General features: G+C 62.8%; 11 protein-coding genes. 6 read left to right on the top strand and 5 right to left on the bottom strand.

The genetic code is table 11. The features are described from left to right. The first annotated feature begins 5 nt into the window (after positions 1-5). The 4 genes from lspA to S101446_RS09005 all read left to right on the top strand — a co-directional run bounded on the left by lspA (position 6) and on the right by S101446_RS09005 (position 4,674). Positions 6-479 (top strand): signal peptidase II, encoded by a 474-nt coding sequence (gene lspA, locus S101446_RS09020; RefSeq protein WP_010508154.1) that lies wholly within the window; start codon positions 6-8, stop codon positions 477-479. 94 nt (positions 480-573) lie between these two features. Further along, entirely contained in the window at positions 574-1,062 is a 489-nt protein-coding gene (locus S101446_RS09015) for a DUF3035 domain-containing protein (protein ID WP_019084987.1), read from the top strand. Positions 1,063-1,129: 67 nt separating this feature from the next. After that, positions 1,130-2,998, top strand: coding sequence for a DNA mismatch repair endonuclease MutL (gene mutL / locus S101446_RS09010; protein WP_087608194.1), 1,869 nt, complete (start codon positions 1,130-1,132; stop codon positions 2,996-2,998). 134 nt (positions 2,999-3,132) lie between these two features. Continuing rightward, positions 3,133-4,674 (top strand): NADH-quinone oxidoreductase subunit M, encoded by a 1,542-nt coding sequence (locus tag S101446_RS09005; protein WP_087608193.1) that lies wholly within the window; start codon positions 3,133-3,135, stop codon positions 4,672-4,674. Positions 4,675-4,812: 138 nt separating this feature from the next. On the opposite strand, the gene parE is transcribed toward S101446_RS09005, so the two are convergent. Together parE and S101446_RS08995 are read right to left on the bottom strand one after the other, a co-directional pair. Continuing rightward, positions 4,813-6,852, bottom strand: coding sequence for a DNA topoisomerase IV subunit B (parE, locus tag S101446_RS09000; protein WP_087608192.1), 2,040 nt, complete (start codon positions 6,850-6,852; stop codon positions 4,813-4,815). Between the two features lie 138 nt (positions 6,853-6,990). After that, positions 6,991-7,524, bottom strand: a complete 534-nt coding sequence (locus tag S101446_RS08995) for a hypothetical protein (protein ID WP_010508159.1) — start codon at positions 7,522-7,524, stop codon at positions 6,991-6,993. Between the two features lie 400 nt (positions 7,525-7,924). Between S101446_RS08995 and S101446_RS08990 the strand changes: the two genes are divergently transcribed. After that, positions 7,925-8,353, top strand: a complete 429-nt coding sequence (locus S101446_RS08990) for a hypothetical protein (protein ID WP_010508160.1) — start codon at positions 7,925-7,927, stop codon at positions 8,351-8,353. 58 nt (positions 8,354-8,411) lie between these two features. Here the strand turns inward: S101446_RS08990 and S101446_RS08985 are convergent, their stop codons facing one another. Then, positions 8,412-8,858 (bottom strand): RrF2 family transcriptional regulator, encoded by a 447-nt coding sequence (locus S101446_RS08985; protein ID WP_026018474.1) that lies wholly within the window; start codon positions 8,856-8,858, stop codon positions 8,412-8,414. A gap of 154 nt (positions 8,859-9,012) precedes the next feature. Between S101446_RS08985 and cysK the strand changes: the two genes are divergently transcribed. Then, positions 9,013-10,002 (top strand): cysteine synthase A, encoded by a 990-nt coding sequence (gene cysK / locus S101446_RS08980; RefSeq protein WP_010508163.1) that lies wholly within the window; start codon positions 9,013-9,015, stop codon positions 10,000-10,002. A gap of 104 nt (positions 10,003-10,106) precedes the next feature. Here cysK and S101446_RS08975 read toward each other — a convergent pair whose 3' ends face one another. Together S101446_RS08975 and S101446_RS08970 are read right to left on the bottom strand one after the other, a co-directional pair. Continuing rightward, on the bottom strand, positions 10,107-11,252 hold the full coding sequence (locus S101446_RS08975; protein WP_026019599.1) for an OmpA family protein: 1,146 nt from the start codon (positions 11,250-11,252) through the stop codon (positions 10,107-10,109). A 248-nt stretch (positions 11,253-11,500) separates the two neighbouring features. After that, positions 11,501-11,839, bottom strand: coding sequence for a DUF1491 family protein (locus tag S101446_RS08970; protein ID WP_010508165.1), 339 nt, complete (start codon positions 11,837-11,839; stop codon positions 11,501-11,503). Positions 11,840-11,889 lie beyond the last annotated feature (50 nt).

Below are 11,889 nucleotides of genomic sequence, written 5' to 3'. Positions count from 1 at the left end.
CCTTCATGAACAACCGTGTTCTGGGCGGCGCGTGCCTGCTGGGCGCGCTGGCGGCCGACCAGGCCAGCAAGTTCTGGATACTTGATATCTATGACCTGCCCGCGCGTGAAAGCGTGCCGTTGCTGCCGGTGCTGAACCTGACGATGGTATGGAACCATGCCATCACGTTCGGCATGCTGGGTGGTGCCGGGGCCGCCGGGCGCATCATCTTTTCCGTCGCGGCGCTGGCGATCGTGGCAGGCCTGTCGGTATGGCTTGCGCGCACGCCGCGCCGGTGGGTGGCGGTTGCGCTGGGCATGATCATGGGCGGGGCGATCGGCAATGTCATTGACCGGTTGCGCTTTGGCGCGGTGGTTGATTTCATTGACGCCCATGCCTTTGGCTGGTCATGGCCGGTGTTCAACATCGCCGACGCCATGATTGATTGCGGTGTTGCGATCCTGATTATCGACAATATGCGTAATCGCGATGCAAACTAGGGGAGGCGCGGCCTGCACATGCTTGCCGAACCGTTCCACTAACGGTAATAGGCGAGATATGGCGATTTCTGCTTTCAGACCCCTTTCCTGTGCAATGCTTGTCTCGGGCGGCTTCCTGTTGTCGGGCTGCACCGGTGCCGATGTTTCGCGCGCCTTCGGGCTGGAGCGGAGCCTGCCGGACGAATACACGGTCACGACCCGTGCGCCGCTGTCCATGCCGCCGTCCGATGAACTGGGCGCGCCCAACAGCAACGCCATCCAGCGCGCGCAGGATACCAACCCGCGCATGCAGGCGCTGGAAACGCTGTCCCCCAATGTGGCGCTGCAGGGCGCTGATGGCACCGACAGCGCAGGCCAGACCGCGCTGGTGGGTGAAGCGCAGGTTGCCTCCAATGCTGAGGACAAGGGCGAAATGGGCCGCGCCGACACCAGTTTTGTTGACAAGCTGATGTTCTGGCATGGCGGCGGAGCCGGTAACCTTGTGAACGGCAAGGCGGAGAATGCCCGCCTGCGTGAGGATTCGGCCCTTGGGCGCAACCTGACGCAGGGTGCGACCCCGACCGTCAGCGGTCCCAAAAAATAAAATGGCCTGACCGCGCACCCGGCGGGTGCGCGGCATGTGGCCAGATGCGTGAAATCCGGTCCGTGGTATGAACATGTCTTCTGGTAATGGCCAGCCGGTCATCCGTCGCCTGTCGGAGCAGGTCGTCAACCGCATCGCCGCGGGCGAGGTGATTGAACGTCCCGCCGCGGCCCTGAAGGAACTGGTGGAAAACGCCATCGATTCCGGTGCGCGCCGGATCCAGATCCGTCTGGACCGTGGCGGCATGGATCGGATCGAGGTCACGGATGATGGCTGCGGCATGTCGCCTGGCGACCTGCGGCTTGCGGTGGAGCGGCATTGCACGTCCAAGCTGCGTGACGAGACGCTGGTGCGTATTTCCACGCTTGGTTTCCGGGGGGAGGCCCTGCCCTCGATCGGGGCGGCCGCACGGCTTACGGTCATGTCCCGGCTGCGTGACAGCGATTCGGCATGGGCGATCCGTGTGGAAGGCGGCGTGGTGGGGGAGGTCGAGCCCTGCGCCGGGTCGCCCGGCACGCGCGTGCTGGTGGAAGACATGTTCTTCGCAACACCCGCGCGGCGCAAATTCCTCAAAAGCCCGCGTGTCGAATCCAGCCATGCCGAAAATGTCGTGCGCCGTCTGGCCCTGTCCGCCCCGCATGTCGCCTTCCGGCTGGAATTCGACCAGCGCCTGATCCTTGACCTGCCGGTGCAGGACATGGCCGCCCGCGTGGCCGCCATTCTGGAGTCGGGCCACGCTGATGGCCTGCTGCCGGTGGAAGGGCAGCGCGGTGACCTGAAACTGAGCGGTTTCATCTGCGCGCCATCCGTGCATCGCGCCACGGCCAACGGGCAGATGCTGATGGTCAATGGCCGCCCGGTGGTGGACCCGGTCCTGCGCACGGCGGTGCGGGTGGCCTATCGCAATGTCATGGAACACGGGCGGCATGCCGTCGTGGCGCTGTCGCTGGAAATCCCGCCTGAACAGGTGGACGTAAACGTTCATCCGGCCAAGACGGAACTGCGTTATGCCGATTCGGCGGCTGTGCGGGCGCTGGTGATCGGTTCGCTGGGGCGCGCGCTGGGCACAGGGGCCGGGGTGGCCGGGGTCAGGCCCGATCTGTTGCAGTCGCGTGGGCCATCGCCCGCGCGGATCTGGTATCCACCTGAACGCAGCGCCGATGCGACAGGGCTTTCCACCCGTCTGGCTGCCCCCATTGATGCGTCCGGAGCGCCTGATCCGGGCCTGCCGACGGGTTTTGCCGAATCGACACTGCCGCTGTCCGCCCTGCCTGCCGCCCGCAAGGTCGTGCCGGAAGGGCCAGAACAGCCTGCAGCCGACATGACGCCCGCCATTGATCATCCGCTGGGTGCGGCGGTGGCGCAGGTGCTGGGCACCTATATCGTATCGCAGACGGCGGATGGCGCGCTGGTGCTGGTGGATCAGCATGCGGCCCATGAACGCCTGACCCACGAAATTCTGCGCCAGCAGTATCTGGGCGGTGAAATCCGCGCCCAGCGCCTGCTGTTGCCCGAGGTGGTGGACCTGCCCGCGCGGCAGGTGGCGGTCCTGCTGTCATTCAGTGTTGCGCTGGGCCGGCTGGGAATCGAGATCGAACCCTTTGGCGGCACGGCCGTTCTGGTGCGGACCATGCCTGCCCTTCTGGGCAAGGAAGATCCCGTGGGCATGCTGCGTGACCTGGCGGAAGAACTGGAAGCCGACGACCTGGCCAGCCCCGCGCAGGCTGATGCGCTGGATGCGCGCATGGACGCGATCATCGCGCGCATGGCCTGCCATGGCAGCGTACGGGCGGGCCGGAAGCTGACACACGAGGAAATGAACGCCCTGCTGCGGGACATGGAACGCACCCCCCGTTCGGGCACCTGTTCACACGGTCGGCCGACATGGCTGAAGCTGGAAAAAGCTGATCTGGAGCGGATGTTCGGCCGCAGGTGACGTCGAGCGGACCCATGCGTGCGCATGCCCGTGATGGCATGGCCGAATGGAAAACGGGGCGTGGCCTCTGCATAATGTGAGCGGGCGCTTACTGGATTCCCGGGGCGCAACGCCCCTAGGGTCAGCCATTATCCATGGATGATGTGAGACCGAATGTGCATCCGATCCTGCTGTCCCTTGTAACGTATCTGCCCCTTGCCGGGGCCCTGGCCATATTGCTGACGCGCGGCACGACCCAGACGGTCGAGACCGCCGCCCGATGGGTGGCGCTGTGGACCAGTGGCATCGTCTTTGCGCTGGCTGTGATCATGTGGGCCGAATTCGACCCCGCCCGGCCCGGCATCCAGTTCGAACAGCAGGTGGGGTGGGCCAGTAGCGCTGGCATTTCCTACCATGCCGGGCTTGATGGCATCAGTCTCATGTTCGTGCTGCTGTCCGCGTTCCTGACCCCGCTTTCCATCATCGGTGGCTGGCGGCAGGTGACGGGACGGGTGCGGGATTACATGATTGCCATGCTGGTGCTGGAAACAACGCTGATCGGGCTGTTTTCGGCGCTTGATCTGGTGCTGTTCTACCTGTTTTACGAAGCGACGCTGCTGCCCGCCAGCCTCATGATCGGGGTATGGGGTGGTCCGAAGCGGGTATGGGCCTCGCTGCAGTTCTTCCTGTTCACCTTTGGCGGGTCGCTGTTCATGCTGCTGGCGCTGCTGGCCATGTGGAACGCCGCGGGCACGACCGATATCGTGGCGTTGCAGCATCATGGATTCGGCCATGCCATGCAGTGCTGGCTGCTGGCGGGCTTCATCATCGCCTTTGGCGTCAAGCTGCCGCTGTTTCCGCTGCATGCGTGGCTGCCCGATGCCTATACCGAGGCCCCGACACCCGCGTCCGTCATGCTGTCGGGCGTGCTGTCCAAGGCAGGGGCGTATGGCCTGCTGCGCTTTGGCGTGATGATGTTTCCCGATGCCGCACGGATGTTCGCGCCGGTGGTGCTGACGCTGGGTGTGATTGCGGTGATCTACGCCGCGATGATCGCGCTGGCGCAGACGGACATGAAGCGGGTGATTGCCTATTCCTCCTTCTCGCACATGGGGGTAATCGCCATCGGGCTGTTCACCATGACGCCAGAGGGAATCGATGGTGCGATTTTCCAGATGCTGTCGCATGGCATCGTGATCGCGGCGCTGTTCTTCTGTGTCTCCGCCGTGTCGTGGCGGGCTGAAACCCGTGACATCAGCGCATTTTCAGGGGTTGCGCATAAAATGCCGGTCCTGGCCACGCTGGCCATGCTGTTTGTCATGGCCAATATCGGCCTGCCGGGCACGGGCGCGTTCGTGGGCGAATTCCTGGTCATGGTCGGTGCGCTGCATGTGTCGTTCTGGCTGGCGTTCCTTGGCGGGACCAGCATGATCCTTGGCGCGGTCTATATGCTGGTGCTGTATCGACGGGTGCTGTTCGGGGCGGACCGGGGGGGCGTGGTCGCCCTGCTGCGTGACCTGACGGGACAGGAACTGGCCGTGCTGGTGCCGCTGGCGGTGGTGACGATCTGGATGGGGGTGCATCCGGGATCGTTCCTGCGGGTGTTTGATCCGGCCGTGACCAGCCTGCTGCATCCAATGACGACTGTCGCTACGGTGGACCCGCAGCAGGTTACGCACCTGACAACAGCAGGTTAAACGTTTTGGGGTGCCGCCTTTTTTCAAGAAGGCGGCGTTTCCCGAAGCTTTCTGAAAAAACGCGTCGCCAGAAACTTCTTATGAAAAAGGCCCGGTTACCCTGTTGCAGGTAACCGGGCCTTTTTCGCTGAAGATGGTTCAGACGTCGAGGTTATCGACCTGACGGGCATGTTCCTGAATAAAGCGAAAGCGCAGTTCCGCCTTCCGGCCCATCAGGTGTTCCACCCGCTCCAGCGTCAGCGCCCTGTCCTCGGGCGGGGTGATGACCTTCAGCAGGGTGCGGTGCCTGGGGTCCATGGTGGTCTGTTTCAGGTCACCCGGTGGCATTTCACCCAGTCCCTTGAAGCGTGAGACCTCGACCTTGCTGTTGGGCTTGAAGTCCTTCTTCATCTTCCGCTCACGGTCGGCGTCATCCATCGCGTAGACGCTCTTGCCGCCCTGTGTCAGGCGGTACAGCGGCGGCTGGGCCAGATACAGGTGCCCCCCCCGGATCAGGCCGGGCAGTTCACGATAGAAGAACGTCATGAGCAGCGAGGCGATATGCGCCCCGTCCACGTCCGCGTCGGTCATGATGATGATGCGGCCATAGCGCAGCCTGGTCGCGTCAAAGCGCTCGCCCATGCCGCAGCCCAGCGCCTCCACCAGGTCACGCAGTTCCTGGTTGCCCCGCAGCTTTTCGGTCGAGGCGCTGGCAACGTTCAGGATCTTGCCACGCAGCGGCAGGACGGCCTGCGTTTCACGGTTGCGGGCCTGCTTGGCGGACCCGCCGGCCGAGTCGCCTTCCACCAGGAAAATCTCGGTTTCAGCTGCGTTTTCACGCGTGCAGTCCGTCAGCTTGCCCGGCAGGCGCAGGCGGCGGGTCGCGCTTTTGCGCGGGGTTTCCTTCTGTTCCTTGCGGCGCAGGCGTTCCTCGGCGCGTTCGACGACAAAGGCCAGCAGGTTGTCCGCCTGCTGCGGGTTTCCCGCCAGCCAGTGGTCGAACCGGTCACGCAGTGCCGTTTCAACCAGCTTGCTGGCCTCGCTGCTGGTCAGCTTTTCCTTGGTCTGGCCCTGGAACTGCGGGTCGCGGATGAAGACCGACAGCTTGGCGGCGATGCAGCCAAGGATATCATCGGCATTGATGCTGGCCGCGCGCTTGTTGGCGCGCTGTTCGCCCCAGTTGCGCAGTCCCTTGAGCAGTGCGTTGCGAAAGCCCGTCTCATGCGTGCCGCCATTGGGCGTTGGAATGGTGTTGCAGTAGGATGCAAGGGCAGCCGTGCCCTGTTCCAGAAAGGCGATGGCCCATTCCATGCGGCCCGTATCCGCCCCGTCGGGGCCGGTCGGAAGGTCCGCATCCCCCGACCACAGGTCGGTCAGCAGGGCGGCCTTGTCACCCAGTTCATCACGCAGGCTGTCGGCCAGTCCGCCGGGGAAGTGCAGGACCGCTTCCGCCGGGACGTCATCATTCCTGATAAGGGACGGATCGCATGACCAGCGGATGGTCACGCCACGGAACAGGAACGCCTTTGACCGGCATAGGCGGTACAGCCGCATGGGTGAGAAATGCAGCCGCCCGAAAATCTCCGGGTCGGGGGTGAAGCGGATCTGCGTGCCGCGCCGGTTGTTGACCGGGCCGATCTTTTCAACACCGCTCAGCGGATGGCCGCGTTCATAGACCTGCCGCCACAGTTCGCGGTCACGCGCGATCTCGACCTCCATGCGCGACGCCAGCGCATTGACCACCGACGATCCCACGCCATGCAGGCCGCCCGATGTGGCGTAGGCCTTGCCCGAAAACTTGCCGCCCGCATGCAGCGTGGTCAGGATGACTTCCAGCGCCGAACGGTCGGGAAAACGCGGGTGCGGGTCCACCGGAATGCCGCGCCCGTTATCGCGTATGGTCAGGCAGTCCCCGGCTTCCAGCGTCACGTCAATGGTGGTGGCGTGGCCGGCCACGGCCTCATCCATCGCGTTGTCAAGGATTTCGGAGGCAAGGTGATGGTACGCCGTTTCATCCGTGCCGCCGATATACATGCCCGGACGGCGGCGCACGGGTTCCAGCCCCTCCAGCACTTCAATGGCGCTGGCGTCATAGGTATCGGGGCCGTTTTTGGCGTTATCAGGCATGGGTGCAGCGGAAACCTTGCGTCGGGTGGGCTTTGCGGGGCCTGCGGGTGCGGAGAAAAGATCGTCGTTCATGAAGCGTTCTTTTGTTCCGTCCGATCGCGTCCTGTCAAGCCGTATGGCCCTGCACTATGCCTGCACTTGCGGGCATGAAAAAGGCCGGACACGGGTCCGGCCATATTTTTCTTCATACGCCCGTGACGGGGCGACAGCCTAGCTGCGGACCGTGCGGCGGGCCGGGGTGCGGCTGCGCGTGCTTGCGGCCGGGCGGTTGGGCGCCGTGCAGGTCAGGTAGGACGCGGGCTGGAGGATGTCCTTCGCCTGGGCATAGTTGGACAGGTCGGCGGAACTGTCGAGTACCTGCACTTCCTCGAACATGGACATGCGCTGCTGGCAGAAGGCGGTGCCGGACTTCAGGCCACGTTCGGACTGCACGTTGGCAAGCTGCGTGATGTAGTCATCATGCTGGCGCTGTGAATTGCGGCCGTAGGTGCTGTTGAAATAGCTGTTGAGGACATGCTCCTCGGCGGCCAGCTTGGTGCGGAATTTCATGATAAAGCTGTTGTATTTGTCCTGCGCGCCGCATGACAGGGCGGTCACCATCAACTCGCTTTTCAGGCCCTGCACATCAAACGCCTCATGCGCGGGGGAGGGTGAGCAGGGGCCGGCAGCCAGTGCCTGCCCACCATTAACCAGCCCCAGAAGGGCAAGGGCAGCAGCGCCAGCGCGCCAGATCGACATGGACATCAGGACGGGTTCTCCAGATATTGGGGCAGTTGCCAACGGGGAATGCACGGACCCCGCATATTCCGGCAGGAATGAAATCCGGATCAGGTCTATAGCGCAAACCGGCAGTCGCCAAAAGGGAGGGATATCAACCCGTGTTCAAAAAGATGCGTTATGATGCCCGCGTGGGATGACAGCGCCCCCGGGGGCGGGTATGCCACACGGGCAGGGCTTGTCCGCTTGCGTAAAAGGACCAACGGGTCTTTCCCGCCGGGGTGCGTTGCTCTAGAGCATATGCCAAAGCGGTTAGCCGTTGTGCCGATCCAGACCGTTACGGGACGGCGCGGGCGAAACTGTCCTGATAACGGGTATGTATCAAATACAGCGGAGCTGACGAGTGCGACTGCGACTGTCTGCAATCATGATGACGACGGGCATTCTGCTCGCCGGATGTGACAACAAACCGGCCGTGAACCTTGGTGGTATCGGCGGAACCCCCAATCCCTACAATTACATGAAGGCATCTGGCCAGTGTCAGGTGACCGGCCCCACCGCCGCGGGCAAGGACACGAAGACCGCCAGCATGCAGGTACGGAGCGATGACGGGTACTGCGCGATCGAGACGCGTGCTTCCGCCGGTCATCCCTATGCCTCGTTCGGCGTGTCTCCCGCACCTGAGCATGGCAAGGCGTTCATTTACAACTACAACGATCACACTTATGTGACGTACACGCCCAACACCGCCTATTCCGGCGAGGACAAATTCCGCGTCGTGCTGATTACGGGCGAAAAGCAGCCGCGTGAATACATGGACGTGACGGCCAGTGTCACGGCCCCGGCCGTAAGATAAGGCCGTATCCCGGCCCTGACCGGGTCGGGACACGCATCATTGCGTATCCCGGTCCGTGTCAGATGGAAAAGGTGATGGGTTCGGGCAGCGGGCGGCGCATGCCGGCATGTTCGGCCCGGCGCACCAGGTCATCCAGACTGATCTTGCGACATTCCTCATCCAGCATGGTGTCGAATTCCTGCCAGCAGGGTTCGACCACCTTCTGGAACAGCCCGCCGATCGGACCATCATCCGTATTGTCTTCCGCCGTGATGACAGACAGGATATCCGACAGCAGGATATCGCGCCGGGGCCGCCCCAGCCGGTAGCCGCCGCGTGGCCCGCGCACGCTTTCCAGCAGGCCCGAACGCGACAGGGTCTGCAGCAGCGGTTCGATCCCCCGTCGGGCCAGACCCGCGCGTTCGGCAATGTCGGCCGCACTGATGGTGCCGTTGCGCCCTGCGTGAAACGCCACATCAAGCATGATCAGGATTGCGATCATGGTCCTGTCCCGCCGGAGCAGCATATCGTTCAGCCTCGCTTTGAATGGATTTGGAAACCAGCCCGCTTCATTTACCAGCTATCCCCCGATTGATCCACGCTTCTGTTAAGGAGGATGGTGGATTATGTACAGACTGTATGCGTGAATAGGCCATTTCCGCAACAAGGAGTGATAACGAATGAAAAAGACCACCCCGCCAGATCGCACGTATGGTTTTGCAGCACCTCGTGGCAGGGTCTACGACTCCATTGTCGATACCGTGGGGGGAACGCCACTGGTGGCGCTGCCGCATCTGACCCGTGAGGACGGATTGAAGGCGCGGGTGTTGATGAAGCTGGAATTTTTCAATCCACTCGGCTCTGTCAAGGACCGTATCGGCGCGGCCATGGTCGAGGATGCGGAAAGCCGTGGTGAAATTCATCCGGGCAAGACCACGCTGGTGGAGCCGACTTCGGGCAATACGGGTATTTCATTGGCGTTCGTCGCTGCCGCCCGGGGATATCGCCTGATTGTTACCATGCCCGAAGGGGCTTCCATCGAACGGCGCAAGATGCTGCGCCTGCTTAATGCGCAGCTGGAACTGACGCCGTCGCGCCTGGGCATGGCGGGCGCCATCGCGCGCGCCGAGGAAATCCTTGAAAAGACACCAAATGCGTGGATGCCACGCCAGTTTGACAACCCGGCCAATCCCGCCGTCCACGCCGCGACCACGGCAGAGGAAATCTGGACCGATACAGCGGGCGAGGTCGATATCGTGGTGGCCGGGCTGGGTACGGGCGGCACGGCCAGTGGCATTGCCCATGGCCTGAAGCCGCGCAAGAAAAGCCTGCAGGTCTTTGGTGTCGAACCGATGGAAAGCGCCATCCTGAACGGTGACGAACCGGGGCCGCATGGCATTCAGGGCATCGGGCCGGGATTCTGCCCCCGGACACTGGACCTTGCGGCCCTTGATGGGGTGATTCCCGTATCGGAGCGTGAGGCCATCGCGGCGGCCCGCCGGTGTGCGCGGCTGGATGGGGTGCCGGTGGGCATTTCTTCGGGTGCTGCACTGCATGCGGCCGTACAGCTGGCGGGACAGCCGGAAAACGCGGGAAAGACCATCGTGACCATCGCGCCGTCCTTTGCCGAACGCTACCTGTCCACGTCACTCTTTACCGGGCTGGTCTGATCCGGCCCACCCGCATGGCCTGACGGCCTGCGCATATGGAAAAAGCGGCTACCCTGACGGGTGCCGCTTTTTTCTTTTCCATCATCAGTTCAAATGTGACGGGATCAGTGCAGGATGATCTCGACACGGCGATTCTGGGCTTCGCGCGTGTTGGCTGCGGTCTGGACCAGTGGGTTGCTGTCGCCATAACCATGGATGTCGATGGCTGGCCCCGGCACACCGTCGCGCACCAGTTCCGCCTTGATGACCTGTGCCCGCCTGAGCGACAGCGCCTGATTATATTTTTCACCCTGCGGGCCGGGATGGCTTGCCGAATTATCGGTATAGCCGTTGACCTCGATCCGGGTGGTCTGGGTATTTGTCGATGCCTGTGCGGCCACCGCCACGATGGAACGGGCACGGTCGGTCAGGTCACTGCGGTCCCAGTCAAAAAACACCAGGTAGGTCCGGTTTTCCGCCGGTGCCGGTGCGGCGACTGCAGTGGGTGCTGGTGGCGGTGGCGGGGCGGGATTGAACTCGTACCGCAGTCCCAGCATCAGCGAATGGTTGAAATCGGTCCGGCTGTCACGGTTGCCATTGCGGAAGCCGTAGTCGCTGTTCATGGCCGACAGGGCCGCGGAACTGCCGCTGACAATGGAATGATGCGACTGCGGCCCAAGCATGGTCCAGAACCGGTATTCCGCCGTAGCCGACAGGCCCACGGCAAACGGCATGGGGAAGGACAGGCCGAAAATGCCCTGATAGGCGAAGTTGCCGTATGTGCCCCCAACGTGCTGGCTGTAGTTCTGCCCACCCACGTTGCCGGTAATGGTGCTGTTCATGTTCTGCCAGCCGTAACCGATACCCGCGCCGAAATACGGGAACAGCCAGCTTTTGCCGATATCAAGGTCAAACAGGGCATTGGCCATGAGCCCCGATGTCTGCTGCCGGCCATCCGCACGGGCATTATAGGCGGCGTTGCCGCCGACCGTCTTCATGTCGTTGCTGCGGTAGAAGCCTTCGAGTTCGACACGGAAGCCGTTGCCCAGGCCCCAGCCAAGGCTGCCGATGCCCGTGCCCCCTGTCTTGAACTCATCACGCGCGGAGGAATGACGTATGACCTGTCCCTGGTTGAAGCTCGCACCGCCAGCGCCTGAAATATACAGGCCCTGGACAGGCTGGGCGAATACCGGGGCGGAGACCAGTACGGATCCCAGGGTAACCGAGGCAGCCAATAAAGACCCTGCAAGCAATCCGTCCCGCAGATTCATACTCTTCTTCTCCCTTCGACGGGCCTGTTCCGGCATGTCGGCCCGGTCGGGTGTACGTGCCCTATTCCCTGGAATGATCAGCATCAGCATTCTTTTGCTGAAAGAAACCAGCCCTGACAATCCATTGCCGCCACCTTATCGGCTGCTTTGGGCCGCCGCGCAAACTGGCGCACCTGACTGTGTGCAAGATGCCACACCCCTGTCTGGTCCGGTTTCACTATTTTTTCAAACCTGTGGAAACACGTCTTTCATATCAACTTTGCTTCAAACGGTGGCGTCAGGTCCGGTGTCTCGAATTCAAGAACCCATAAATCCGGGTCCCGTTCCATCTGCCTTGTAACATAGGCATCCACGCTGGCCTGATCTACAGCCGCATCCCCTGTAGCGCGGAACCATGCCTGCCGTCCATCGGGGGTGCGGGTCCGGGCCAGCACGGACATCTGTCCCCCCCGCCCCAGCAGCACGACCAGGACGCCTCCCGCGTCGTCATCACCATGGTGCAGCACCATGCCCGGATTTCCCTTTTGCCCAGCCTGGCGCAGCATTGCCTTGACCCAGATGCCGGTTTTCAGACGTGCTTCTTCCATTGGGATGGACTTCTCCGGTAATGCAGAAAAACAGCGGGAGGTATGCAGGA

Origin of the sequence: Komagataeibacter europaeus (genome assembly GCF_002173515.1) — a bacterium.
GTDB classification, from domain to species: domain Bacteria; phylum Pseudomonadota; class Alphaproteobacteria; order Acetobacterales; family Acetobacteraceae; genus Komagataeibacter; species Komagataeibacter europaeus.
Note: the sequence above shows the minus strand (reverse complement) of the source record. Positions and strands in the feature narration are given on the sequence as shown.